This window comes from Deinococcus sp. JMULE3, assembly GCF_013337115.1.
GTDB lineage: Bacteria > Deinococcota > Deinococci > Deinococcales > Deinococcaceae > Deinococcus.
The window spans coordinates 3,093,094-3,116,910 of the sequence record NZ_SGWE01000004.1; the positions used below are offsets into that span (position 1 = coordinate 3,093,094).

Genomic DNA, 23,817 nt, shown 5'->3' on the forward strand with positions numbered 1-23,817 from the left:
CGGAATCCGTATCAGTGCAGCAGGGGAGAGCCGCCCAGACGCCGCGCCGCGTCCCTGGCCGCGTCCTCGCCCCACAGGGCCGAGGCGACGTGCAGCGCCGCGTGAAGCGATGCGAAACCCGCCGGTGCCGAGCACAGCAGTCCGTCTGTCACGACCTCGCCGGGGCGGACGTCCGCCGGGGTGAAGCCCCACAGCGTGTCGGCGAGATCCGCCGGGCCGCCCACCACCCGCCCGTCCAGACTGCCCGCCTCGCCCGGCAGGAGCAGGCCGCTGCCGCTCGCGCCGGTCGGCAGCGCCGCGTGCGCCCGCAGGAACCCGTGCAGCAGGGGATCACGCGCCGCCTTCGCCGCGCCCGGACCGCCGGGGATCAGCAGGGCCGCCGGTTCCGGCAGCGCCGCGAACAGCACGTGCGGCGTACTGACCAGTCCGCCCGCCGTGACGATACTGGCCCGCGAGCGGTTCACGGTCCGCACGCAGCCCTCGCCGCCGCACAGGCGCAGCAGCGACACCATCACGCCCAGTTCCAGTTCACTGACGCCCGCGTACACCGGAATCGCCACGACCGGCCCGCTGGACTCCGGGGTGCCCTCCGACTGAGCTTCGCCGGTCATTGACCCAGGGGCCGCAGCGTGTACCCGCGCCGCGCGGCGGGCGGCCCGACCTCGCCCCGTTCCAGCAGTTCGTGCGCGGCGTCCGCCGAGAGCCGCTCGACCCGCAACAGGTACTGCAGCGCCGTCGCCTGCCCGTCGAACCGCCGGGGGTGCGGGTCCCCCTCGACCCGCAGGTCCAGCCACGGCAACCCCTGCTCAGAGGTCACGCAGGTCCTCCCACAGCTGCCAGCCCACCCCGTCCGGCGTCACTTCCAGCAGCGGCCCCAGCATGCCGCTGGCCGCCTGCGCGTCGGCATGCAGCGCGTCGTTGTCCGGGCGCGGCTCGTACACCCGCAGCACCGTGAACTGATAGAACGCCTGCGACGCCGTCGGCTCCCCGTTCTCGAAGAAGGCGAAGGGAGGCTGGACGCTGTCCCACAGGACGTGCGCGCCCTCCTGCTCCGCGCCGGACTGGTCTGCGGTCTCACCGGGAGCGGGCAGGTCCAGTTCATGCGGCAGGTACGACTCCAGGTCGATCTCGGCGTCCTGCGGATGCCACACGTACCCCTGGAGGAGCCGCACGGCCGCGCGGCCACCGGGGGCGGATTCACTGTTACTCACGCGCCACAGCATACCCGCCCCGCGCCGCCTCGTCCCGCACCTGCGCCCACGCCGCCAGCGCGTCCGGCGCCCCCCAGTCCACCAGGGCCGCCGGGACCCCCCACGCCGCGAGGATCGCCCCGACCTCCGCGCCCGCCTGCTCCAGTGCGCGGCCCGCCTCGCGCCACACCCCGGCCCGGAACGGCCGCAGGTCCGGCGATTCCAGCGCCGAGCGCAGCGCGTCCAGCGTAACCAGAATGCCCGGCGTGCCCAGAATATCCGGCGTCCCCAGCGTGTTCCGCGTGGTCGGTGACGCCGCGCCCCCCAGCAGCTCCGCGCGGGTCTCCAGGGCCAGCAGCTGCGCGTCGATGCCCGGATCACGCGGCGGTCCGCCGGGCGCGGGGCGGCGCAGCAGCGCGTGCGCGCGGTTCACGCTGCCCAGCGCCGCCTCGGGCTGCCCGGCACGCAGCAGCGCGTCCCCCAGCATCGCCCGCGCCTGAGCTTCCTCGTAGGGGTGGGACGCCAGCGTCAGCGCCTCCTGCACCAGCGCCGTCGCCAGCGCGGCGTCCGGCGTCGCCAGCGCGAGGCTCAGGAGCATGTCGAAGCGCAACGTCACCTCGCGGTCCACCCGCGCCGCCGGTGCCTCCAGCAGCGCCTCCAGCATCCGCCGCGCCTGACGCAGGTCCGCGCTGTCCACCTGCGCGCCCCCCAGCGGCGGCAGGTACGGCACGCCCAGCCCCCGCGTCAGGTACGTCAGCGCCGCCCGGTAGCGGGTACGCCGCTCGCGGTACCCCGCCTCGGCCGGGCGGGCCTCGCTGCGCGACAGCAGCGACAGGGCCAGCGCCGCCTGCCGCTGCGCGTCCTCCACGCGCCCCAGCGCCAGCAGCAGCGGCACCCCCTCCGAGAGCAGGCGCGCGCGCGGCACGCCGTCCACATGCCGCCGCTCGTCCGGCGGGACCAGCGCCAGCGCCTCGCCCAGCCGCTCCAGTCCCTCCGCCGGGCGACCCAGGCGGCGCAGCGCCGTGCCCGCGCGGGCCAGCACCCGCGCCCGCTCCTCCGGCGAACCCCCCGCCTCCGACAGGCGCGCCCCGGCGTCCAGCAGCGCCCCCAGCGCCTCCTGCGGCTGACCCAGCCGCAACAGCAGATCCCCCTCCTGGTAGCGCGCCCGCGCCGACAGCAGCGGACTGGCCGCCGGAACCGCCCGCAGGGCCTCCAGCGCCTCGGGCCAGCGCCCGGCGTCCTTGGCGATCAGGCCGCGCCACAGCAGCGCGCGCGGCCCGCCCCGCGACAGGCGCGGGTCCTGCGCCGCCCGCGTCGCGCCCCCCAGGTCCCCCTGCCAGCGGGCCAGCGCCGCCCGCACGAGCAGCGCGTCCACCTCGGCTGCCGCCGCCCACGGATCACGGGCGCCCACGTCCTGGCTGTCCATGCCGGTCACGTCCGGGTGCTGCAACTGCGCCAGCGCGGCGTCCATCCGCCCGGCCTCCAGACTGCTCTCGGCGAGTTTTACCCGCGCCCAGCCGCGCACCGCGTCATTGCCGGACTCCAGCAGCGTGAACAGCGCGTCGCGCGCGCGCGGATCGTTGTACTCCCCGCGCCCCGCGTGATGCATGACCACCGCCCGCGCCAGCGACTCGCGCGCCGCGCCCGTCGCCGATCGCACGCGCGGCCACAACGCCGGGAGGTGCCGCGCGTCGTCCGGACGCTGCGCCACCTGCGCCGCCAGCGCCGCCCAGTCCCCCAGCGCCGCCAGCGCCCCCAGCCGGTACGGCCCGAAGCCCTGCCCGGCGTCCAGGCCCGCCACGGCCCGCAGCGCCGCGCGGACCTCGCCCGGCGGCGCGACCGGCCACGCCCGTTCCAGCGCCGGAGTCGCCCGCCAGCCGCCCACGCCGCCCAGCAGCAGCGCCCGCGCATGCGGCGGCACGCCCAGCGGCGAGCCGCCCAGCAGCGCGGCCAGCAGCGCCTCCGGCCAATCCCGTTCTGGCCGGTCCCGCCCGGTCGGGTGCGCGGCTTGCAGCGCGGCGGTCAGCGTCACCAGCCGCCGTGACTCCGGATCGGCCAGCAGCTCGGCGGGCGCCGCGCCGCCCTCGCCCGCCACGTTCGCCAGCAGCGTCAGGCGGTCCAGGTGACGGCCCGTCTCGCGCACCAGCCGGTCCGCCTCGGCCCGCGTGACCCCCAGGCGGTCCATCAGGTACGCCCGCGCCTCGGTCGGCGTCGGCGGGCGCAACTCGATGACCTCCACGCCGCTGCCGTCCGGCGCGTCGCCCTCGACGGCCAGCAGGACCGCCACGCCCGCCGGGGCGCGCCGCAGCAGCGTCTCGGTCGCCCAGGTGGCCGCGTCCGTGCCCTCACCGCCCGGCAGGCGCGGCGCGAAACCCAGCGGGCGCAGATCGGCCGACACGCGCAGCAGCAGCGCCCCGCCCGTCGGCAGGACGCGCCGCGCGGCGTCCAACTGCGCCTGCGCCTGCGCCGCGAACGACGACCCCACCCGGCCCTCCGGTGCGGGCAGCGCGTCGTCCCCGCTCAGGCGCAGAGACCTCACCGCGACGCCCTGGGCTTCCAGCGCCCGCGCCACCCGCGCCAGCAGCACGGTCTTCCCGGCGCCCGGCGGGCCACTCACGATCAGGCGCGGCGCGCGGCCCGACCGGACACCCGCCGTGAACTGCCGGAACGCCCGTTTCTTGCTGCGGCCCAGCAACTCCAGCTCGTCGCTGGCCGGGGTGACGGCCGCCGCCGCCTCGGGCAGCGCCACACCCAGGTCGCGGGCCAGTTCAGCAAGCACCTCGCGCAGCTGCGCCTTGTCCCGCGCGGTGCCCACGTCGCGGTACACGATGTTGCGCACGCTGCTGGGGTTCGCGCCCCGCTCCCGCATCCGCGCTTCCAGCCAGCGCAGACTGCCGGGCACGACACCCCCCCCGCCGGGGGGCACGCGGCCCCGCAGGTCCGACAGAATCACTTTCCAGTCCACGTCTGCACCGAGCGTAGCACCCCCCGCGCCCCACCCTGAACCCGGTGCAGAACAATCCGTGCGTGCCGTACCTGACGACCCCGTCAGCTTCACCGGTGCGGCGCGTGTATAGTCTGACCCAGCATCCAATCCAACTGTCCTACCGGAGGAACACCACATGCGTAAGATCGCCCTGACCCTGTCCCTTGCCCTGATCGCCACCGCGTCCGCCCAGTCCATCCAGGCCGCGCAGAACATGCTCGACGCGGGCAAGTGGCAGGACGCCGCCGCCGCCGCCGCCGACCTGAACACCAGCGACAGCCTCGCCCTGGCTGCCGAGGCCACCACCGCCGGCGCGGGCCTCGTGGCCGACAGCCAGAAGAAGGCCCTGTTCGAGAAGGCCCAGGGCTACGCCAAGCAGGCCATCGCCAAGGACAAGAACAACGCCGACGCGTACTTCGAACTCGCCCGCGCGCAGGGCCGCCTCGCGCAGTTCAGCGGCATCCTCCAGAGCCTCGGCCTGGCCGGCGAGATGAAGAAGAACCTCGACATGGCCGTCAAACTGGACCCCAAGATGGCCGGCGCGTACGTGGCCCTGGGCCTGTGGAACGCCAACCTCGTGTCCAAGGGCTTCATCGCCACCCGCGCGACCGGCGCGGACAAGAACCAGATCATCCCCAACTTCGAGAAGGCCATCGCGCTGGAACCTGCCACCGCCGTCCACCGCATCGAGTACGCCAACGCGCTGCTCCTGCAGGGCAAGAAGGCCGAGGCCATCGCGCAGCTGGAAAAAGCCATCAGCTTCAACGCCACCACCTTCTGGGAGAAGCGTGACGAGGAGACCGCCAAGGCGACCCTCGCCAAACTGAAGTAATCCCGCCGTGCGCGCTGCCCGGGAATGCCTCCAGGGCGGCGCGCTCTGCTTGACACCCGGGGGGTGCCGCGTAGACTTCTCCCTGCCCAGCCTACCGGCGGGCGATGGTCGGGTTCGGGGCGTAGCGCAGCCTGGTAGCGCACGTCGTTCGGGACGACGGGGTCGGAGGTTCGAATCCTCTCGCCCCGACCATCAAGGAAGCCCTCCCCAGCCGGGAGGGCTTTTTTCACGCCCCCCACCCCGACCGGAGACTGCCCCCATGCGCGTGTACGCGATAGCCGACCTGCACCTCGCCTTCTGCACCCCGAAACCCATGACGGTGTTCGGGCCGCAGTGGGCCGGTCACCCACAGGCGATCTTCGACGAGTGGCGCGCCGTGGTCCGCGACGAGGACCTGGTGCTGCTGCCCGGCGACCTGTCCTGGGCGATGCGCCTCCCGGAGGCCATGCAGGACCTCGCGCCGGTCGCCGCGCTGCCCGGCACGAAGGTGCTGCTGCGCGGCAACCACGATTACTGGTGGCCGACCGCCTCCAAACTCCGCGCAGCCCTCCCTGAAGGCATGCTGGCGGTCGTGAACGACGCCGTGCGGGTGGGGAACGTCGTCGTGTGCGGCTCGCGCGGCTGGATCACACCCGGCTTCGAGTCCCTCGGCACGGACGACCAGCGCCTGCTGGAACGCGAGGCGGAACGCCTGAGCCTCAGCGTGCAGGCCGCGCGCAGACTCCGGCAGCCCGGCGACCACCTCATCCTGATGCTGCACTATCCCCCGGCCACCCCGCCGTACCCCGCCAACCCCATCACCCGCGTGATCGACGACGCCCGACCCGACCTGATCGTGTACGGGCACCTGCACGGCGTGCCGCCCGAGCGGGCCATGCGGCACGTGAACGGCGTCCCGGCCCACCTGGTCGCGGCGGACGGCCTGAAGTTCCGGCCCCGGCTGCTGCTCGACACCGGCACCTGACCGGCAGGCTGCCCGCGTCGGGAGCACCGGATTCATGCGCCCTTCATGACGTGAGCGGCGCTTGACTTCGCGTGCACTCGAAGGCGTACGGTGCGCTCATGACCGAGGGTTCCCCACTCAGCATTCAGGACGCCGCCGCGCGACTGGGCGTCAGTCCGCACACCCTGCGCTACTACGACCGCGAGGGCCTGCTCGACGTGCCCCGCGCCTCGGGTGGCGAGCGCCGCTACAGCGAACGCGAACTGAGCCTGCTGCGGTTTCTGCTGCACCTGCGCGGCACCGGCATGGGCATGGCGGGCCTGCGCGCCTACATGGCCCTGGTGCGCGAGGGCGAGCACACCGCCCCCGCACGCCGCGCGCTGCTCGTGCGGCACGAACAGGAGGTCGAGGCCCGACTGCTGTCCCTGCAGGCCGACCTCACCGCCATCCGCGCCAAGATCGCCCGCTACGACGCACACCTGAACTGCGACGGCACGGCTGCCGCACCCCTCCAGCCCGTTCCACGTCCGGCCCCGCGCGAGGCCAGCGCTTGACCCGCCCTCTGCCGTCCAGTCCGCTCCGGCTCACCGCCGGGCGCTGGCTGGGCATCTACTCGACCATCACCGCGCTGCTGCTGATCCTCGGCCCCACGCTGCTGGGTCACTACCCCACCCCCCTGATCGCGCTGCTGCTGACCGCGCTGCTCGTCCCCCTGACCCACTACGTCGTGTTCCCGCTGGTCGAGCGGCTCAGCGGCGGCTGGGTGCGGTTCCCGTCCCTGCACGGCGCGGCGCACCACCGCGTCGCCCTGCTCGTCTGGGCGGTCACCTACCCGCTCATCACCGCCGTGCTGCTGCTGGTCCTGCCCGTCCTGGCCGGGCGCGTCCCGATTCCAGTCCTGACCCTGGTCGTCACGCTGATCGCCGTGCCGATCCAGTCCCTCGTGATCCTGCCCCGCCTGATGCCGCGCGCGATGCCCTGGATTCTCGCGCAGAGGAGACCCGCATGACCCCCACCACCCCGCTGCCCACCCGACACCTGCGCGACCTGACCGTCTCGGCCCTCGGCCTGGGCTGCATGGGCATGAGTGCCTTCTACGGCCCCACCGACCGCGCGCAGAACTTAGGCACCCTGAACCGCGCGCTGGACCTGGGCGTCACGTTCTACGACACCGCCGATATGTACGGCCCGCACACCAACGAGGAACTCCTCGGTGACTGGCTGCAGGGAAAACGTGACCGCGTGGTCCTCGCCACGAAGTTCGGCATCCAGATCGCCCCGGACTCGCCCGGCGGTCGGCGCATCAACGGGCGGCCCGAGTACGTCCGGCAGGCCATCGAGGGCAGCCTGAAGCGCCTGCGGACCGATCACGTGGACCTGTACTACCTGCACCGCGTGGACCCCGACACGCCCATCGAGGACACCGTCGGCGCGATGGGCCAGCTGGTGCAGGAGGGCCTCGTGCGCGCCATCGGCCTGAGCGAGGTCAGCCCGGACACCCTGCGCCGCGCGAACGCCGTGCACCCCATCAGTGCCGTGCAGAGCGAGTACTCCCTGTGGACCCGCGACCCGGAACAGGGCGTCCTGGCCGCCTGCCGCGAGCTGGGCGTGGGCTTCGTGCCGTACAGCCCCCTTGGGCGCGGCTTCCTGACCGGCGAGATCCGTAGCCCGGACGACCTGGCCGACGACGACTTCCGCAAGCACAACCCCCGCTTCCAGGGCGAGAACTTCCAGAAGAACCTCGACCTTGTGCGCGAGGTGCAGGCCATGGCCGCGCAGAAGAACTGCACGCCGTCGCAACTGGCCCTCGCCTGGGTGCTCGCGCAGGGGAACGATCTCGTGCCCATCCCCGGCACGCGGCGCGTGAAGTATCTGGAGGACAACCTGGGTGCGCTGGACGTTCACCTCACGCCGGACGACCTGGCCCGCATCGACGCGGCGTTCCCGCCCGGCGCGGCGCAGGGCACCCGCTACCCCGAAGCCTCGATGGGCAGCGTGAACCGCTGACCAACGCCGCTGGCACGAACGCGCCGGTGGAACGTGGAGGGGGCATGAAGCGGCCCGCCGCGTTCCACCGGCCCGGTCGTGGCAGCATGGGCGGGTGAATGCCCCCATCCTCCGCACGGCCCTGATCACCGGCGTGGTCATCGCCGCCGTGAACATCCTGTTCGCCGCGCTCGATTACGGCCTGGACACCCTGCCGCCCTGGTTCTACCTCGCGCAGTTGCTGCTGCTGCCCGCCATGCTGCTGCCCATCCGGTACTTCCCGCAGGCGGCGGTCACGCGGGAGTTCCTGCCGCGCGCCGCGCTGTACGCGATGGGCTGGGCGGTGCCGTACGCGATCTACAAGTTCGCGCACGACGCCCTGAGCCCCGCCTTCACGCCCGCCGCGTCGCTCGCGTCGTACCTGATCACGGTGGCCCTGTTCTCGATGCTGTTCGCCGCGATCCGGAAACCCGTCCGCTGATGCGCCTCGCCATCCTGGGCGACGTGCACGGCAACGCCTTCGCGCTGCGCGCCGTGCTGGACGATATCCGCGCCGCGAGTCCCGATCAGGTGCTGAACCTGGGCGACACCGTCTGGGGCTGCGCCGACCCAGGCAGCGCCTGGGCACTGCAACAGGAGTTCGCCCCGCCCAGCGTGCGCGGCAACACCGACGAACGCGTCGCGGGCCTGCGAGACGGCAAGGAAACGATGCGTGCCTGGGTCCGCGCCCAGCTCCCGGCGGACGTCCCCGCGACCCTCGCGGCCCTGCCCACCCACCTCGACACGGTGGGCGGCGAGGTCCGCGTCGCGCACGGCAGCCCCCGCAGTCCCTGGGAGGACCTGATGCTCACCGAGACCCCGGGCGGACACACCCGCCCCGCCCGGTTCCGGGAACTGCGCGAGCGACTTGACGGCTTCAGCTTCGACACGGGGGGCCGAGTGTGCGTCGTCGGGCACACCCACCGCGAGATGCTGACGGTCGTGGACGGCCTGACCGTCGTGAACGCCGGACCGGTCTCCCGGCAGAAGGATGGGCTGCCGCTGGCCCGCTGGGTGCAGCTCACCCGCCGCGCCGGACACTGGACCGCCGAGTTCCGCCGCGTGCCCTACGACACGCAGGCGGCCGCCACGTGGGCCCGCGCACACGGCCCGGCCGGTGCGGGCGACCATGACGCACGGTGGCTGACCGCCGGCCGCGAACCCTGACCCACGACAGGAAAAGCGCCTCCCCACGATGGGGAGGCGCTTCTTAACTGTTGGGCTCAGCGGCCAGCGGGAACGAACTCGCGGTCGGCGAAGTCCTCGCGGCGCGGGGCGCGGTCGTCACGGTCACGGCTCCAGCGGCCCTGGCCGCCGCCACGGTTGCCACCCTGGAACCCGCCGCGGTCGCCGCCGCCCTGGCCCTGGTAGCCGCCGCGGTTGCCCTGGTACCCGCCGCCGTTGCCACGGCCACGGTAGCCACCCTCGTCACGGTAGCCGCGGCCACCCTGGTACCCGCCCTGGTCGCGGCGCTCGCGGGTGGGCTGCTCGAACAGTTCGGGCAGTTCCTGCGCGATCTCGACCTGCACCTCGCCTTCCAGCGGGCTGGCGGCCATCAGCTTCTCGACGAACTCGCTGGGCACGTCGGCCACGGCGCCGCCGCGCCACTGGCGCACCTTGCCGAGGCGGCGGGTGTCCAGGTCGCCGTTGCGGGCCAGGACGGCCACGGCGCGGGCCACGCTCATGCGCTCGGCGTGCAGGATGATGGTGGTCAGACCTTCCTCGCCGCTCAGGAGGCTGGCGGCCTTCACGGGCTCGGTCACGCCGCTGATCTTCGCCAGGGCGCGGCTCAGGGCCTCCAGGCCCAGCTCGCTGAACAGACGCTCGGCTTCCGCCTGGAAGTTCGCGGCGGCGCTGACGTCCACCTTGCGGACCATGTCGGCGCTGGCGCGGGCGCTGGCCTGCGCGACTTCCTTGGGCGTGGGCAGGGGACGCTCGATGAAGCGCACGCCGGTGATGCGTTCCAGGCCCGCCACCTCGCGGCCGTCACGGTCGCCGTACATGATGATCGCGGTGCCGGTACGGCCCGCGCGGCCCGTACGTCCGGAGCGGTGCACGTAGCTCTCGGGGTCCTGCGGCAGGTGGTACTGCACGACCAGGTCGACCTCGGGGATGTCCAGGCCACGGGCGGCGACGTCGGTCGCAACGAGCACGCCCGCACGGCCGCTGCGGAAGGCACCGAGGGCGCGTTCACGCTGGCTCTGCGCCAGGTCGCCGTGCAGCGCCTCGCTCTCGATGCCGCGGTGGATCAGTTCGTTCGCCAGTTCGTCCGCTTCACGCTTGGTGCGGGTGAACACGATGGCCTTTTCCGGGTTGTAGATGGTCAGCAGGTCGGCCAGCACGCGGGTGCGGGTGCGCCCCACCTTGACCTTCAGGTGCTCGACGGTCTGCGCGGCCTGGCTCTTGCCCTCGCCGACCATGTCCACGATGACGGGGTCGTTCAGGTACTTGCGGGACAGGCGGTTGATGTCGTTCGTCAGTGTGGCGCTGAACAGCAGCGTCTGACGGGTCTCGGGGGTGCTCTTGAGGATGGTCTCGATGGCGTCAGCGAAGCCCACGCTGAGCATCTCGTCGGCCTCGTCCAGCACGGCGAATTCCACGGCGCTCAGGTCGAGGTTGCCGCGCTCGAGGTGGTCGATCAGGCGGCCGGGGGTGCCGACCACGACGTCCACGCCGCGGCGCAGGGCGTTCTCCTGCGGGCCGTAGCTGGCGCCGCCGTACACGGTGACGGTGGTCAGGTGGGCGCCGCTCTTGCTGAACTCGTCCGCGACCTGCTTGGCGAGTTCGCGGGTGGGGGCCACGACGATGGCGCGGGGCAGACGGGCACGCTCGCGGCTGGTTTCCAGCTTGCTCAGGATGGGCAGCGCGAAGGCGAGGGTCTTGCCGGTCCCGGTGCGGGCGCAATCAGTTGATCAAAGTTCATTTGTGGTCCTTTCGGGAAAGCACAGCCCCAGTGACCAGCAAACGCCCTTTGAGATGGCATCCAGCATGTCCTGAAAGTGGGGGCACCTTCCAGCCGCACGGGAACCTCCCGTTGCGGCGCACGAATTCAAATGATACCGGATCTCTGGACTGAATGCAAGTGGTACTCGCGCCGGACACCGGAGGAAGGGGCGACCACGGGTGTCAGGGCGTCTGTTCCAGCCCGGCAGGCAGCGCGCCGCCCAGCGCGACCCATGCCTGCAGGATGTCGTCCGGGACGGGCGCGTGCAGGTGCAGCGCCCCGCCGGTCACCGGGTGCGGAATGGTCAGGAACTGCGCGTGCAGCGCGTGCCGGGCGATCAACTCCGACGGGCGGCCATACACGCCGTCCCCCAGGATCGGGCTGCCCAGGTGCGCCAGATGCACCCGGATCTGATGCGTGCGGCCCGTGCGCGGCTGCGCCCGCACAAGCGAAAGGGTGCGCCCATGCCCGTCCGGGCGGGTATCCAGGGGCGTGAACAGCGTCTGCGCCTCGCGCGGCTGCGCGCCGCCCACCGTCATCCGCTGCCGCTGCACCGGGTGCCGCCCGATGGGCGCGTCCACGTTCACCCGCTCCTGCGCCACCCACCCGCCCGCCGCGATCGCCAGGTACGCCTTGCGCGTCTCGCGGTCCTTGAACGCCGCCGCCAGTCGCGCGTGCGCCGCGACCGTCTTCGCCACGACGATCACGCCGCTCGTGTCCCGGTCCAGCCGATGCACGATGCCGGGCCGGTACCCGTCCGGACCGTCGAAGCCCGACTGTTCGGGCAGCGTCATGCGGCCCAGCAGGGCGTTCACGAGCGTGCCCGTCGTGACACCTGGTGCGGGGTGCGTGACCATCCCGGCGGGTTTGTTCACGGCGATCAGGTGCTCGTCCTCGAAGATCACGTCCAGCGGCACCTGCTCGGGCGCCACCGTCGCGTCCGGTGGCGGCGGCACCTGCACGAGCAACCTCTCGCCGCCGCGCAGTTTCAGGCTGGGCTTGCTGACGACCACACCCCCCACCTGCACGTGCCCCGCCTCGATCCAGCCCGCCACCTGCGAGCGACTCGCGCCACTCAGGGCCGACACCACGGCGTCGAGTCGGCCGTGAGTGGCCGTCAGGTTCAGAAGGGCAGGGGAGGGGGCGGCGTCGTTCACGCGCCCGAGTGTACCGCCACGCCTCCGGCACCCCCTCCGGAGGTTCACGCCGACTTCACCCTCGGCCCACCGGTCATCCGATCCGGCCTCAGCCGCATACACCTGAATGAACCCAGTACCCCGTCCAGCATCCGCCGGACCGGGTCACCGCCCCCACCCCCTGAAGGAGAACGTCATGCCCAACATCGGACCCGCTGAACTGCTCGTCGTGCTGCTCGTCGCCCTGGTCGTCTTCGGCCCCCGTAAACTCCCGGAACTCGGCAAGAGCCTCGGCAACGGCCTGCGCGAATTCCGCAGGAGCACCCAGGGGCTGCGCGACGACCTGAACCTCACGGCCACTCCAGCCACGCAACCCGCCCCAGTCACCCAGCCCGCCGCGCACCTGCCTGCCGCACATCACGCTGCCGCGCACGCCGTGACGGCCGCCCCGGCACCTGCCGTCCAGGCCGCCATCGTCGCGGCACCCACCACTGAGGGCGCTGCCCCCCGCATCTGAGGAGGCGTCGCGCATGATCCTCTCCCGACCTGTCCCCGCGACTGGACCGTCCGGCCGCGCCATTCATGAAAGGCAGCTCAGGCCCACCCCCCAACCGCGCGCCGCTGCATTGATACGCTGGACGCGACCTATGACTGCCCCCCTTCACCCTGAACTGCCGGACGAGGCGCTGATCCGCGCCATGGCCGACGGTACCGAAGACGCCCTGCGGGAGCTGCACCGCCGCTACGCCCGGCTGCTGTACAGCCTCGGCCACCGCATGCTCAAGCAGACCGACGACGTGGAAAGCTGCGTGCAGGACGCCTTCATGAACGCCTGGCGGCACGCCCCCCGCTTCGACCCCACGCGGGCGAGCGCCAAGACGTGGCTGGTCAGCATCGCCCACCACCGCTTCCTGCAGGAACTCCGCGACCGCCCCGACACACCCCTGGAAATCGAGGACTGGGACGCTCCCACCGCCGCGCCCGACAGCGACGCGCAGATCATGGCCCAGGGCGCCGTACAGGCCCTCGACGACACGCAGCGCCACCTCGTGGAACTCGCGTACTACCGGGGGTACTCGCACAGCGAACTCGCCATCCTGACCGGACTGCCGGTCGGTACCGTAAAATCCCGATTGCGCGCCGCGATCGACCGCATGCGCACCCACCTCGGAATCCAGCCATGAACCACACGACCCCCCACACCCGCCCGGCAGGTGCACCGTGATCAGCAGAGACGACATCCTGGCACTTGCCCTGGGACAGCTGACCCCAGCCGACGAGCAGCGCGTCCGGGCTGCCATCGACGCGGACCCAGCCCTGGCCCGCGAGTACCGCGCGGACCTCGAACTCCTGCACGACCTGCCCGGCACCCTGCCGGAAGTGCCCGTCCCGGACGGCGCCGAGGACCGCCTGATCGCCCGCCTGCACCGCGAGACCGGCCAGCACCCCGGCGCCACCGCGCAGTCCAGCACCACGCTGCCCCCCGCGAACCTCCCTCTGTACCCTGACGGACCCCACGCTGCGCCCGGCGGCGCGGCCACCACCACGCCCCGCACCCGCGGTCAGCGCACCCTGAACTGGCGCCTGATGCTCCTGAGCGTCGTCGCGGCCCTCACGCTCGGCGTGATCTTCCTGCGCCCGGTCACCACGCCCGACCTGTTCAGCCAGTACCAGAACAGCCCCGGCGCGCAGTCCCAGCCGCTCACCGCGGGCGGGCAGACCCTGGGCGAACTCATCCGCCTGCCCGACGGCCGCGCGTTCCTGCACCTGAACGCCCTGGCCCCACAGGGCCGCGTGTACCAGCTGTGGCGCATCGAGAACGGCCAGCCCGTCAGCGCCGGCGTGTTCGACGGGCAGGGCATCGTCATCCTCCGCGCCCAGGCCGGGCAGACCGTCGCCGTCAGCGTGGAACCCACCGGGGGCAGCGAGCAGCCCACCAGCACGCCCATCCTGATCCGGCAACTCTGAGAGCGGGCTAACAGGCCCGAGCCACCACCACAGGACCGAGGGGGGAACTTCCTACCCTCGGCCCTTTCTGTTCGCCTCCTTAGCTGGACCGTGACCCGCTTGCCGCCGCAGTGTATCCCCTGATCCTCATGCCGTCTGTGGAAATCCGTGAGCAACGCCGCAGCGAAGGACCCGACGGGCGGCGGGGGCAATGGGACGTGATGTGGAATCTCGGGCGGTCCATGCGACCCCCATTGTCGTATGACGCCCCACGCCTGCACAGCGGGTTGCCGGGTGGCCTGCTCCGCCTTCCGCCGCGCCGATCTTGCTGTCGGGAATGAGGGGACGACCGGGCGCGGTCACGGTGGTCGCAGGTCACGTGCATCCGGCCATCCGGCATGGAAAATGGAAAAACGGCCCCGGTGAGGGGGCCGTCTTCGCGTGTGATGGGATTACTTGGTGGGGACCTTGATGGCGCCGCTGATGATCTTGGCCTTGACGGCTTCGACCTTGGCGACCTGGGCGCTGCTGATCAGGGCCTTGTTGTACTGGTCGACGGAGTACCCGACGCCCGCGTCCTTCAGGCCGAAGCGACGCTCGCCGCCCTTGAACTTGTTGTTCTTGACGTCCTGGATCAGGGCGTACACGGCGTTGTCGACGCGCTTGAGCATGCTGGTCAGGCCGTGGTTCATGGTGGCGGGGTTCTTGTCGAAGTCGCCGAGGTAGTTCTGGTTGCTGTCCACGCCGATGAAGAACATGGGGCGGGTGTTACCGGCGCAGGCCTTCTGGTACGCGGCGCTCTTGGGGACCTTGGCGAAGTTGTTGGTGTTGAACTTCACGCCGGCGGGCAGGTTGCCGGCCTTGAGGCACTGGGTCTGCTTGATGTAGTCGATGACGCCGTTGCCGGAGCCGCCGGCGGCGGCGAAGATGATGTCCGCACCCTTGGCGCGCATGCTGCCCGCGATTTCCTTGGCCTTGGCGGGGTTGTTCCAGGCGTCGGGGGTGGTGCCGACGTACTGGGCGATGACCTTGATCTTGGCGTTGGCGGCCTTGGCGCCTGCGGCGAAGCCGGCCTCGAACTTGTGGATCAGGGGGATGTCCATGCCGCCGACGAAGCCGACGACGCCGGTGGAGCTGTTCATGCCTGCGAGGTAGCCGACGAGGTAGCTGCCCTGCTCTTCCTGGAAGACGAGGCTGGCGACGTTCTTCTCGGGGGAGACGTCGTCAACGAGGCCGAAGAACAGGTCGGGGTTTTCCTTGGCGACCTGGCTGATGCTGGCGTTGTTGGCGAAGCCGACGCCGACGGTCAGGTCGAAGCCGTCCTGCGCGAACTGGCGGATGCCCTGCACGGTCTGGCTGGGGTCGCTGGGTTCGAAGTCCTTGGTTTCGATGCCGAGGTTCTTCTTGGCGCGCTGGCTGCCTTCGTAGGCGCTCTGGTTGAAGCTCTTGTCGAACTTGCCGCCGGCGTCATAGGCGAGGCCGACGCGGAGGGCCTGGGCGGAGGCGGCGGTGGCGGTCATGGCGAGGGCCAGGGTCAGGATCTTCTTCATGTGATGTTCCTCCAGGGAATGTGGTGCGTGGGTTGCTTGAATAGAGTATACGGATTTTTCCGGGTGTCTAGACCCCACTGCACATTGGACTCGGGGTCACATGGGGGTGTTTGGTGAACGGCGCATTGGGGGATTCTTCACGCTCTGTTCTGGCGTGCCGGTTTCCGTCCGGGTGCGTCCGTCCGTCTCCGTACACCGCCCGGCAGGATAGCGGGCCGGACTGAAGCGAATCTGAAGTTCCGGGGGTGGTGCTGGTGGCGGGAAAGCCGGGCCGGTGGTCTTGCGTTACCCTCTTGGGCATGACGCTGCCCGACTTCGACCGCTATCTGGCCCTGCGGGCCGAGGTGGCCGCCCACAACCGCGCGTACTACGAGCAGGACGCGCCCAGCATCCCGGACGACGCGTACGACGCCCTGGCGCGCGAACTGCGTGCCCTGGAGGCCGCGCACCCCGACTGGGCCGCGCAGGTCGGAACGGACAGCCCGGCGCAGACGGTCGGCGGCGCGCCCGGCGCGGCCTTCCAGCCGATGGATCACCCCACGCCGATGACCAGCCTGGACAACGCGTTCGACGACGCGGAACTGCGCGATTGGCAGGAGAAACTGGCCCGTGCGCTGGGCCTCCCGGCCGAGCAGGACGACTTCACGTTCACCGGGGAGCTGAAGATCGACGGCCTGAGCGTGAACCTCTATTACCTGAACGGCGAGCTGCAGTGGGCGGCGACGCGCGGGAACGGCGTGACCGGCGAGATCGTCACCGCGCAGGTCCTGACCGTGCCGGGCATCCCCACCACGCTGCTGGGCCTGAGCGGGGAACTGGAGGTGCGCGGCGAGGTGTACATGAGCCGCGCGGACTTCGCGGCGTTCAACGCGCAGGCCGAGGAACTCGGCACGCCGCTGCTGAAGAATCCCCGCAACGGCGCGGCGGGCGCGCTGCGCCAGAAGGACCCGGAGGTGACCCGCAGCCGCAACCTCCGGGCAATCTTCTACGCGCTGGGCAAACGGGACGGCGTGCCCGCCCGCACCCAGGCGGAGGTGCTGGCGTGGCTGCGCGAGCAGGGCTTCCCGACCAGCGCGCACAGCGAGGAACTGCGCGGGCTGGACGCCGCCGCCGACTACCACGCCCGCATGACCGCCGCGCGCAGCACCTTCGAGTTCGACGCGGACGGGACCGTCCTGAAACTGAACGACCTGCGCGCGCAGGAGGAGGCGGGCTTCACCAGCCGCGCGCCCCGGTGGGCCATCGCGTACAAGTTCCCGGTCGAGGAGGTCGAGACGACCCTGGAGGCCATCACGGTGAACGTGGGCCGCACCGGGAAGCTCGCGCCGCTGGCGCACCTCGCGCCGCGCCTGATTGAGGGGAGCACCGTCAGCCGCGCGACCCTGCACAACGAGGACTTCATCCGTGACCTGGACCTGCAGATCGGGGACACGGTCGTCGTGCGCAAGTCCGGTGGGGTGATCCCGCAGATCATGCGCGTCCTCACCGAGAAACGCCCGGAGGGTGCCCGGCCCTTCGAGTTCCCCACCCACTGTCCCGAGTGCGGTCATGAGGTCACGCGCGCCGAGGGTGACGCGAACACCTACTGCCCGAACCCTGCCTGCCCCTCGCAGGCGTTCGAGCGCATCCGGTACTTCGTGGCGCGCGGCGCGATGGACGTGCGCGGCATCGGCGAGAAACTGGTCGCGCAGCTCATCGAGACCGGACTCGTGCGCGACGCCGCCGACCTCTACGCCCTGAGTGCCGAGCAACTGGGTTCGCTGGACCGCAGCGGCGAGAAGAAGGCGCAGAACATCCTGTCCCAGCTGGACGCCAGCCGGGGTAAACCACTGTGGCGGCTCGTGAACGCGCTGGGCATGAACCACGTCGGGGAACGCAACGCCCAAGCGCTCGCCCGCGCCTTCGGCACGCTGGACGCCCTGCTCGCCGCGACGCCCGAGCAGATCGAGAACGTCCCCGGCCTGGGCGGCGTGATCGCCCAGAGCGTCACCGCGTCCCTCGCCGACCCCAGCATGCGGGACCTGATCGCCCGCCTGCGCGACCACGGCGTGAACCCGCAGGAGGAACAGGTCACGCGCGGCGACCAGTTACAGGGCCTGAACTTCGTGATCACCGGCACGCTGGGCCGCCCCCGCGACGCCATCAAGGCACAGCTCGAACAGGCCGGGGGGCGCGTCACGGGCAGCGTCACGAAGAAGACCAGCTTCCTGATCGCCGGGGAGGAAGCTGGCAGCAAACTGGCCCGCGCGCAGGAACTCGGCGTGACCGTGCTGGACGAGGCGGCCCTGGACGACCTGCTCGCTGCGCGCGGCGTGACCAACTGAACGCCCAGCAGGTACACTGGGCGGTATTGTCGCGCGTCCATCCCGCGCGAACCGGAGGCAAGACCAGCATGGCAACACCCGAAGTCGAGATCAGCAAGAGCGTCCTGATGGACATCGCCGCCACCACCCTGGACGGCATCGAGGGCACCGAGGTCGCCACCACGCCCCTGAAGGTCGGCGAGGTGCTGCGCACCCAGACGCCCGGCCGCAAACCCCGCGCCCTGAAAGTCACTCGCGAAGGGCAGGACGTCACCGTTGACGTCGGCCTGAACATCGAATTCGGCCGCAGCCTGACCGGCACCGCCGAGAAGGTCCAGCAGGCCGTGCGCGAGAACATCGAACTCATGACCGGCCTGCGCGTGCGCGCCGTGAACGTCACCGTGCAGAACGTCTGCGTGCCCAAGGGCGGTCAGGCGTGACCCGCCGCCGCGAGAAGGCCGCCGCGCCCGTCGGCACCCGCCGCGCCGCGCGTGAATTCGCGTTCCGCGTGCTGTTCGAAGCCGACCGGGGCAACCTCCCCATGCAGAGCGTCTTCACCCGCGCCGAGGGCAGCATGCGCGGCGGGGACGACACCTACCCCACCCTCAGCGAGGAGGCCCTGACCTTCGCGCAGGAACTCGTGCAGGGCATCAGCGCCGCCCGCCCCGACGTGGACGCCACGCTGCGCCGCACCATCCGCGGCTGGAGCTTCGACCAGATGGCCCAGACCGACCTGAACGTCCTGCGCCTGGCGACCTTCGAGATGATGTACACCCCCGAACCCCACCCGCCCGTCATCGAGAGCGCCGTGCGCATCGCCCGCAAGTTCGGCGGGGACGACTCCGGCCGCTTCGTGAACGGCGTCCTGGCAGGCCTGAGCCGCAGCCTGAACGAGAAGCCCGCCCGCCGCGAGGAGCCGCAGGAGTGACCCAGGGGACCGCGCAGGTCCTCGGCGGACCGCCCGCCGCCGCCGCCCTGCTGGACGAGGCCCGCCGCCGCGCCGCGCGCCTGCCCCACCCCCCCCACCTCGCCCTGGTGCGGGTCGGGGAGGACCCCGCCAGCGCCTCCTACGTGCGTGGCAAGGCGAAGAAGGCCGCAGAGGTCGGGCTGAGCAGCCACGTGCACGCCCTGCCGGAGGACACCACCCAGGCCGACCTGCTGACCCTGATCGGCACGCTGAACGCCGATCCGGCCGTCAGCGGCATCCTCGTGCAACTGCCCCTCCCGGCCCACCTGGACCCCGCCCCCGTCCTGCTGGCCGTGAACCCCGCCAAGGACGTGGACGGCCTGCACCCGGCGAACACCGGCGCGCTCTGGAACGACCACGCGGGCCTGCGCCCCTGCACCCCCGCCGGAATCATGGCGCTGCTCGCGCACCACGGCGTGACCGTGCGCGGACAGCACGCCGTGATCGTGGGCCGCAGCGCCCTGGTGGGCCGCCCCGTCGCGGGCCTGCTGCTGAACGCCGACGCCACCGTGACCGTCGCCCACCGCGCCACGCCCGACCTGGGCGCCGTCACCCGAGGGGCCGACATCCTGATCGTCGCCGCCGGGCAAGCCCACCTGATCACGCCGGACATGGTCCGCCCCGGCGCGACCGTCGTGGACGTCGGCATCAACCGCGTCCCCACCGAGGACGGCAGGGGCCGCCTGACCGGCGATGTCCACCCGGACGTCGCGCAGGTCGCGGGCGCCCTGACGCCCGTCCCCGGCGGCGTCGGCCCCATGACCGTCGCCCAGCTCCTGATGAACACCGTCATGGCCGCCGAACGCCAGCACGCCCTGCCCACACACGAGGTCACCGGTGAATTCGTTCGCTGACCTGCTGAGCAACCGCTGGCTGTGGGTGGCCGTCCTGAGCAGCACCGCCGCGCAGCTGCTGAAAGTCTTCCTGATCCTGCTGATCGAACGCCGCTGGCGACCCGCCGCGTTCATGGAGACCGGCGGCATGCCCAGCAGCCACTCCGCGATGGTCGCCGCGCTGACCACCGGCGTCGGCATCACCGAAGGGCTCGGCAGCCCCCTGTTCGCCGCGAGCGCCGTGTTCGCCCTGATCGTCATGTACGACGCCACCGGCGTCCGGCACAGCAGCGGCCAGCAGGCCCGCCTACTGAACGAACTCGTCGAGGAACTCCGCGCGGTGGTCCGCGAGGGCTTCGCCCCGAACCCCGTCCGCGTCCTGCTGGGCCACACCTACCTGGAAGTGCTGATCGGCACACTCCTCGGCATCACCGCCGGGTTCATCGCCTTCAGCCGCTGACCGGCACACACACGCGCCGCCCCGAATATGACGGGGCGGCGCGTGTTCATCACATGGAAAAAGCCCCCGCAGCGGGGGCTTCAGGTTCCGTGAAGTGGAACTCAGGCGACCTTGACGCCCTGGCTCTTCAGCAGGCGGCGGGCGGTCTGGGTGGGCTGAGCGCCGTTGGCGAGCCAGTACTGCGCGCGCTCGACGTTCACCTTGAGGTAGTTCTCGGTGGTCTTGCGGGGGTCGTAGTGGCCCAGGTTCTCGATGTACCCACCGTCACGGGGACGGCGCGCGTCGGCAACGACGATGCGGTAGTGGGGGTTATGGGTGGAACCGAAGCGGGACAGGCGAATCTTGACCATGGTAGTTCTCCAACTGGGGGTATTTGAGGGTAAAGCTCCCGCTAGGATCACGGGGAAATGCGCCCGTCAGCAGCCAACCGGTAAGCGCACCGAAGAAGAGTATCAGACTGGCCCTCGCGCCATCAAGGGCCGGGTGAGGTCATACGGGATTCAGGTGATACGGATTCCGTTTGTTTCGCTGCTTAGCTGCGCAGCTCTGCGAGTCCCTCAGTAGGAGAGGGGATAACGGAACGCGATCACTTTGCAAGCAAGTCAATTGAGTCCCGTATCAGAAGCGTGGCGCGACCGGTTGCCCGCCCTGCCGGAGCTGGAAGGCCATGTTGCCCGGCCCGATGATCGAACTGCCGCCCACGGCGCCCAGCGGCGTGCCGCGCGCCACGCGGTTGCCCACGCTGACCTGCGGGTCGCGCAGACCCAGGTACGCGCTGACGGTCCCGCCATGATCGATCAGGACCACCCAGCCCAGCGACGCGTAGGACGTGACGGCCAGAACGTTCCCGCCGTCCGCGGCGACCACCTGACTGGACCCGGTCAGGACCACCCACGGGGCGCCGTTCGAGCCGTACGGCGCCAGGACCCGCCCGCCGGGCAGCGGGAAGCCGGACGCGCCACTGACCGGCGGCAGGGGCGCGAGCTGCTGCTCGACCTGCGCCTGGGCCTGCTGCACCTGCGCCTGCCGCTGAGCGAGGGCCTGCTGTTCGCGTTGCAGCTGCGCGGCCCGCGCGGCCTGCGCCTGCCGGGCAGCGGCGGCAGCCTGGGCCTGTCGCAGCTGTGCAAGACGCAGTGCTTCCTGCCGGGCGCGTTCCTGCGCCTCGCGGATGCGGCGGGCTTCCTCCTCGCGGCGGCGGCGTTCTTCTTCCAGGCGGCGCTGGCGTTCCTGTTCCAGGCGGGCGCGTTCGGCGACAACCTGCCCGACCAGCTGGTCCACCTGCTGCGCGGCGAGGGCCTGCTCGGCGGCGCGCTGCGCGGCCAGGGTCCGCTGGCCCTGCTCGCTGGTGCGCAGCTGGGCCAGCAGGGTGTTCTGCTGCTCGCGCTGGGCGCGCAGCGCCGCCAGTTTCGCGCTGCGTTCCGCCTGGAGTTTCGTGAACTGCGCCGTCTGCTGCGCCTGCACCCGTTCCTGGTCACGCAGCGCGGCCGCCTGGGAGCGTAGGCCAGCGAGTACCTGCGTCTGGTACGCGCCGGCCATGTTGGTGTACCGCAGGCGGATCAGCAGGTCCGGGAGGCTGCGCGCCTGCGACAGCAGCTGCAGGTACTGCCCGCTGCGCTGGCGGTACATGAGCGTCATGACCTCGCGCACGTCGCCCTGCAGCCGCGCGACCTGGGCGCGCGTGACCTTCAGCTGCTCGGTGGTGTCCGTCAGTTGCCGCTGCGCGAGGGTCACGCGGGCGGTGATGGTCGCCAGTTCGTTCTCCAGCGCGGCGGTCCGGCGGGCCAGGTCGTCCAGCTGCGTCAGCGTCTGCCGCTGCTGCGCGCTGAGGTTCTGAATGCGGGCGCGCACGGCCGCAAGTTCACGGGCCTTGTCCTCGCTCAGCTGCCGCTGCTCCTGCAGCTGCTGTTGCAGCTGATCCAGGCGGGCACTGGTGTCCTGCGCGCCTCCGACGCCCAGCAGCAGCGTCAGCGCCAGCGCGCGGGCGGTCCCCATCCGGATTCCGTTTGTTTCGCTCGGGTTGAAAGTTGTTGCACACCTTTCAACTGGAGTCCGTGTCATTCCAGCTCCTGCAGGTAGCGGCGGGTGGCGAACACGCTGCCCAGCAGGCCGATCAGGACGCCCAGGCACGCCACGCCGCCCAGCAGCGGCGCGAGGGTGCCGGGGTCACGGACGACAGGGAAGACGGGGGCGAGCTGCTGCACGCGCTGCGTGAGGCTCAGGTACGCGGGTGTCAGGATGCCCAGCGCCAGCGTGGCGGCCAGTCCGCCCACGATCAGGCCCTCGAGGACGTGCGGCATGCGGATGAAGCCGCGCGTGGCGCCCAGCAGGCGCATGACGCTGATCTCGTCCCGGCGGGCGTACATGGCGACCCGCACGGCGTTCAGGATGTTGAACAGCGTGCCCAGCAGCAGCAGGCCCACCAGCAGGTACCCGGCGAGTCGCACGGCGCTCAGGGTCCGCACGGTGGAGTCCACGTACCCGGCGCCGTACTCGACGTCGTCCACGCCGGGCAGCGCGGCGATCTGCGCGGCGACCGTGCGGGTGTCCTCGACGCGCGCCACGCGCAGGCGCAGCGTGTCCGGGTACGGGTTCCCGACGAGCGCGGCGGCGTCCCGCGCGAACGGGGAGTCCTGCGTCATCTCGGTCAGGACCTCGGTGCTGGTGACCAGTCGCGCGTCGCGGACCTGCGGGATGGCGCGGGCCTGCGCGAGCAGCGCGTCGTCCTGCGCGTCGGCTTTCAGAAACGCCGCGACCTCCACCTGCCCCTCGAGCTGCGCGATGGTGCGGTTCACGTTCAGCGTGAGCAGCAGCACGAAGCCCAGCATCAGCAGGGTCAGGGTCATGGTCATCAGCGTGGCCAGGGTCGCGGTGACGTTGCCGCGCATGGCGAGCAGCGCCTGTCTCAGGTGGTATTTCACAGCGCGTACCCCCCGTACGGGTCGTCGCGGACCAGTTTGCCCTTGCGGAGCGTCAGCGTGCGGTGCCGGAAGGTCTCCACGAGGTCCTTGGCGTGCGTGGCGACGATCACGGTCGTGCCGCGCAGGTTCACGTTCTGCAGCACCTTCAGCACCTCGCGGCTGTTGTCCGGGTCGAGGTTCCCGGTCGGTTCGTCCGCCAGCAGCAGCGGCGGGTTCCCGACAATGGCCCGCGCGATCGCCACGCGCTGCTGCTCGCCCAGCGACAGTTGCAGCGGCAGCGCGTACTTCTTGTGTTCCAGACCCACGGTCCGCAGGGCCGCCGTGACCCGCTGCGGCCACTCGCGCTGCGGCACGCCGGTCACGCGCAGTGCGAACGCGACGTTGTCGAAGGCGTTCAGGTGCGGCAGCAGCAGGTTGTCCTGAAACACCGTGCCCATGCGGCGGCGCAGCAGCGACGTGCGCCGACCCCGGTACGCCGAGAGCGGTTCGCCCGCCACGCGCACCTCGCCCCGGCTGGGCAGCGCGCGCTTCAGCACCAGGTTCATGAACGAACTCTTCCCGGCGCCCGAGTGGCCCACGAGGTACACGAACTCGCCCTTGCCGATGTTCAGGGACACGTCGTCCAGCGCGAGGGTACGGGTCACCGGGTACTCCAGGGTGACGTGCTTGAAATCGATCACGCCGCTTCCCCCGGAAGGTGAAGAGGCAGAAGGTGGGTGCGCTTGGTCATGCTTGCGGCCCAGGATAGCCCAGGGGCGCGCCCGGCCCATGAACGACTGACCG

The 23,817-nt window shown here is 71.4% G+C and carries 25 protein-coding genes, 1 tRNA gene and 1 pseudogene; 16 read left to right on the forward strand and 11 right to left on the reverse strand.

The window, feature by feature from the left end; all coding sequences use genetic code 11:
• Window positions 1-11: 11 nt before the first annotated feature.
• The 4 genes from EXW95_RS17960 to EXW95_RS17975 are packed head-to-tail and all read right to left on the reverse strand — an operon-like array spanning window position 12 to window position 4,155.
• Entirely contained in the window at window positions 12-611 is a 600-nt protein-coding gene (locus EXW95_RS17960; protein ID WP_174368618.1) for a transcriptional regulator, read from the reverse strand.
• Complete coding sequence (locus EXW95_RS17965; RefSeq protein ID WP_371810151.1) at window positions 608-817, reverse strand: hypothetical protein; 210 nt, start codon at window positions 815-817, stop codon at window positions 608-610. The genes EXW95_RS17960 and EXW95_RS17965 overlap by 4 nt, the downstream gene beginning before the upstream one ends.
• Complete coding sequence (locus tag EXW95_RS17970) at window positions 807-1,223, reverse strand: DUF3208 domain-containing protein (protein WP_174368619.1); 417 nt, start codon at window positions 1,221-1,223, stop codon at window positions 807-809. The genes EXW95_RS17965 and EXW95_RS17970 overlap by 11 nt, the downstream gene beginning before the upstream one ends.
• Window positions 1,204-4,155 (reverse strand): tetratricopeptide repeat protein, encoded by a 2,952-nt coding sequence (locus EXW95_RS17975; protein WP_174368620.1) that lies wholly within the window; start codon window positions 4,153-4,155, stop codon window positions 1,204-1,206. Before EXW95_RS17975 ends, EXW95_RS17970 begins: the two co-directional genes overlap by 20 nt.
• Window positions 4,156-4,312: 157 nt before the next feature.
• Here EXW95_RS17975 and EXW95_RS17980 point away from each other — a divergent pair, with 157 nt between their 5' ends.
• The 8 genes from EXW95_RS17980 (at window position 4,313) to EXW95_RS18015 (ending at window position 9,143) form a co-directional block, all read left to right on the forward strand.
• Window positions 4,313-5,008: a tetratricopeptide repeat protein gene (locus EXW95_RS17980; protein ID WP_174368621.1), complete on the forward strand. Its 696-nt coding sequence runs from the start codon at window positions 4,313-4,315 to the stop codon at window positions 5,006-5,008.
• 115 nt (window positions 5,009-5,123) lie between these two features.
• Window positions 5,124-5,200, forward strand: a tRNA-Pro gene (locus tag EXW95_RS17985).
• A 67-nt stretch (window positions 5,201-5,267) separates the two neighbouring features.
• Window positions 5,268-5,972, forward strand: coding sequence for a metallophosphoesterase (locus tag EXW95_RS17990; RefSeq protein WP_174368622.1), 705 nt, complete (start codon window positions 5,268-5,270; stop codon window positions 5,970-5,972).
• A gap of 98 nt (window positions 5,973-6,070) precedes the next feature.
• Window positions 6,071-6,505: a MerR family transcriptional regulator gene (locus EXW95_RS17995; protein WP_217449217.1), complete on the forward strand. Its 435-nt coding sequence runs from the start codon at window positions 6,071-6,073 to the stop codon at window positions 6,503-6,505.
• Window positions 6,502-6,960 (forward strand): hypothetical protein, encoded by a 459-nt coding sequence (locus tag EXW95_RS18000; protein ID WP_174368624.1) that lies wholly within the window; start codon window positions 6,502-6,504, stop codon window positions 6,958-6,960. Before EXW95_RS17995 ends, EXW95_RS18000 begins: the two co-directional genes overlap by 4 nt.
• On the forward strand, window positions 6,957-7,958 hold the full coding sequence (locus tag EXW95_RS18005; RefSeq protein WP_174368625.1) for an aldo/keto reductase: 1,002 nt from the start codon (window positions 6,957-6,959) through the stop codon (window positions 7,956-7,958). The genes EXW95_RS18000 and EXW95_RS18005 overlap by 4 nt, the downstream gene beginning before the upstream one ends.
• A 94-nt stretch (window positions 7,959-8,052) precedes the next feature.
• Entirely contained in the window at window positions 8,053-8,418 is a 366-nt protein-coding gene (locus EXW95_RS18010; protein WP_174368626.1) for a hypothetical protein, read from the forward strand.
• Complete coding sequence (locus tag EXW95_RS18015; RefSeq protein WP_174368627.1) at window positions 8,418-9,143, forward strand: metallophosphoesterase; 726 nt, start codon at window positions 8,418-8,420, stop codon at window positions 9,141-9,143. Before EXW95_RS18010 ends, EXW95_RS18015 begins: the two co-directional genes overlap by 1 nt.
• Window positions 9,144-9,199: 56 nt before the next feature.
• Here the strand turns inward: EXW95_RS18015 and EXW95_RS18020 are convergent.
• A pseudogene (locus EXW95_RS18020) lies at window positions 9,200-10,876 on the reverse strand (DEAD/DEAH box RNA helicase); the annotation flags it as partial.
• 226 nt (window positions 10,877-11,102) lie between these two features.
• Window positions 11,103-12,077 carry an RluA family pseudouridine synthase gene (locus tag EXW95_RS18025; protein ID WP_174368628.1) on the reverse strand — a complete coding sequence of 325 codons (975 nt, stop codon included), beginning with the start codon at window positions 12,075-12,077 and terminating at the stop codon, window positions 11,103-11,105.
• A 175-nt stretch (window positions 12,078-12,252) separates the two neighbouring features.
• Here EXW95_RS18025 and tatA point away from each other — a divergent pair, with 175 nt between their 5' ends.
• The 3 genes from tatA to EXW95_RS18040 all read left to right on the forward strand — a co-directional run bounded on the left by tatA (window position 12,253) and on the right by EXW95_RS18040 (window position 14,024).
• The gene (gene tatA / locus EXW95_RS18030) at window positions 12,253-12,573 is read left to right on the forward strand and encodes a twin-arginine translocase TatA/TatE family subunit (protein WP_174368629.1); all 321 of its coding nucleotides are present in this window, start codon (window positions 12,253-12,255) and stop codon (window positions 12,571-12,573) included.
• Window positions 12,574-12,703: 130 nt separating this feature from the next.
• On the forward strand, window positions 12,704-13,240 hold the full coding sequence (locus EXW95_RS18035) for an RNA polymerase sigma factor (protein WP_174368630.1): 537 nt from the start codon (window positions 12,704-12,706) through the stop codon (window positions 13,238-13,240).
• A gap of 37 nt (window positions 13,241-13,277) precedes the next feature.
• Window positions 13,278-14,024, forward strand: coding sequence for an anti-sigma factor domain-containing protein (locus EXW95_RS18040; protein ID WP_371810152.1), 747 nt, complete (start codon window positions 13,278-13,280; stop codon window positions 14,022-14,024).
• Window positions 14,025-14,455: 431 nt separating this feature from the next.
• Here EXW95_RS18040 and EXW95_RS18045 read toward each other — a convergent pair whose 3' ends face one another.
• Complete coding sequence (locus EXW95_RS18045) at window positions 14,456-15,553, reverse strand: BMP family protein (protein WP_174368631.1); 1,098 nt, start codon at window positions 15,551-15,553, stop codon at window positions 14,456-14,458.
• Between the two features lie 299 nt (window positions 15,554-15,852).
• Here EXW95_RS18045 and ligA point away from each other — a divergent pair, with 299 nt between their 5' ends.
• The 5 genes from ligA to EXW95_RS18070 all read left to right on the forward strand — a co-directional run bounded on the left by ligA (window position 15,853) and on the right by EXW95_RS18070 (window position 20,116).
• On the forward strand, window positions 15,853-17,877 hold the full coding sequence (gene ligA / locus EXW95_RS18050; RefSeq protein ID WP_174368632.1) for an NAD-dependent DNA ligase LigA: 2,025 nt from the start codon (window positions 15,853-15,855) through the stop codon (window positions 17,875-17,877).
• Between the two features lie 68 nt (window positions 17,878-17,945).
• Window positions 17,946-18,296, forward strand: a complete 351-nt coding sequence (locus EXW95_RS18055) for an Asp23/Gls24 family envelope stress response protein (protein WP_046844840.1) — start codon at window positions 17,946-17,948, stop codon at window positions 18,294-18,296.
• A complete protein-coding gene (nusB, locus tag EXW95_RS18060) occupies window positions 18,293-18,784 on the forward strand; it encodes a transcription antitermination factor NusB (protein ID WP_174368633.1) in 492 nt (163 codons plus the stop codon). Before EXW95_RS18055 ends, nusB begins: the two co-directional genes overlap by 4 nt.
• Window positions 18,781-19,677 (forward strand): bifunctional methylenetetrahydrofolate dehydrogenase/methenyltetrahydrofolate cyclohydrolase FolD, encoded by an 897-nt coding sequence (folD, locus tag EXW95_RS18065; protein WP_174368634.1) that lies wholly within the window; start codon window positions 18,781-18,783, stop codon window positions 19,675-19,677. The genes nusB and folD overlap by 4 nt, the downstream gene beginning before the upstream one ends.
• Entirely contained in the window at window positions 19,661-20,116 is a 456-nt protein-coding gene (locus EXW95_RS18070) for a divergent PAP2 family protein (protein WP_174368635.1), read from the forward strand. The genes folD and EXW95_RS18070 overlap by 17 nt, the downstream gene beginning before the upstream one ends.
• A 101-nt stretch (window positions 20,117-20,217) precedes the next feature.
• On the opposite strand, the gene rpsP is transcribed toward EXW95_RS18070, so the two are convergent.
• The 4 genes from rpsP to ftsE form a co-directional block, all read right to left on the reverse strand.
• A complete protein-coding gene (rpsP, locus tag EXW95_RS18075; RefSeq protein ID WP_174368636.1) occupies window positions 20,218-20,466 on the reverse strand; it encodes a 30S ribosomal protein S16 in 249 nt (82 codons plus the stop codon).
• 268 nt (window positions 20,467-20,734) lie between these two features.
• Complete coding sequence (locus tag EXW95_RS18080; protein ID WP_174368637.1) at window positions 20,735-22,108, reverse strand: murein hydrolase activator EnvC; 1,374 nt, start codon at window positions 22,106-22,108, stop codon at window positions 20,735-20,737.
• A 62-nt stretch (window positions 22,109-22,170) separates the two neighbouring features.
• A complete protein-coding gene (locus EXW95_RS18085) occupies window positions 22,171-23,034 on the reverse strand; it encodes a cell division protein FtsX (protein ID WP_371810153.1) in 864 nt (287 codons plus the stop codon).
• Complete coding sequence (gene ftsE, locus EXW95_RS18090) at window positions 23,031-23,714, reverse strand: cell division ATP-binding protein FtsE (RefSeq protein ID WP_058976591.1); 684 nt, start codon at window positions 23,712-23,714, stop codon at window positions 23,031-23,033. Before ftsE ends, EXW95_RS18085 begins: the two co-directional genes overlap by 4 nt.
• Between the last annotated feature and the right edge of the window lie 103 nt (window positions 23,715-23,817).

What these genes read in the sequence shown, in the direction of transcription:
- EXW95_RS17960 (WP_174368618.1), bottom strand. Translation starts at nt 611, where the DNA reads ATGACCGGCGAAGCTCAGTCGGAGGGCACCCCGGAGTCCAGCGGGCCG.
- EXW95_RS17970 (WP_174368619.1), bottom strand. Translation starts at nt 1,223, where the DNA reads ATGCTGTGGCGCGTGAGTAACAGTGAATCCGCCCCCGGTGGCCGCGCG.
- EXW95_RS17980 (WP_174368621.1), top strand. Translation starts at nt 4,313, where the DNA reads ATGCGTAAGATCGCCCTGACCCTGTCCCTTGCCCTGATCGCCACCGCG.
- EXW95_RS17990 (WP_174368622.1), top strand. Translation starts at nt 5,268, where the DNA reads ATGCGCGTGTACGCGATAGCCGACCTGCACCTCGCCTTCTGCACCCCG.
- EXW95_RS17995 (WP_217449217.1), top strand. Translation starts at nt 6,071, where the DNA reads ATGACCGAGGGTTCCCCACTCAGCATTCAGGACGCCGCCGCGCGACTG.
- EXW95_RS18005 (WP_174368625.1), top strand. Translation starts at nt 6,957, where the DNA reads ATGACCCCCACCACCCCGCTGCCCACCCGACACCTGCGCGACCTGACC.
- EXW95_RS18015 (WP_174368627.1), top strand. Translation starts at nt 8,418, where the DNA reads ATGCGCCTCGCCATCCTGGGCGACGTGCACGGCAACGCCTTCGCGCTG.
- tatA (WP_174368629.1), top strand. Translation starts at nt 12,253, where the DNA reads ATGCCCAACATCGGACCCGCTGAACTGCTCGTCGTGCTGCTCGTCGCC.
- EXW95_RS18035 (WP_174368630.1), top strand. Translation starts at nt 12,704, where the DNA reads ATGACTGCCCCCCTTCACCCTGAACTGCCGGACGAGGCGCTGATCCGC.
- EXW95_RS18045 (WP_174368631.1), bottom strand. Translation starts at nt 15,553, where the DNA reads ATGAAGAAGATCCTGACCCTGGCCCTCGCCATGACCGCCACCGCCGCC.
- ligA (WP_174368632.1), top strand. Translation starts at nt 15,853, where the DNA reads ATGACGCTGCCCGACTTCGACCGCTATCTGGCCCTGCGGGCCGAGGTG.
- EXW95_RS18055 (WP_046844840.1), top strand. Translation starts at nt 17,946, where the DNA reads ATGGCAACACCCGAAGTCGAGATCAGCAAGAGCGTCCTGATGGACATC.
- rpsP (WP_174368636.1), bottom strand. Translation starts at nt 20,466, where the DNA reads ATGGTCAAGATTCGCCTGTCCCGCTTCGGTTCCACCCATAACCCCCAC.
- EXW95_RS18080 (WP_174368637.1), bottom strand. Translation starts at nt 22,108, where the DNA reads ATGGGGACCGCCCGCGCGCTGGCGCTGACGCTGCTGCTGGGCGTCGGA.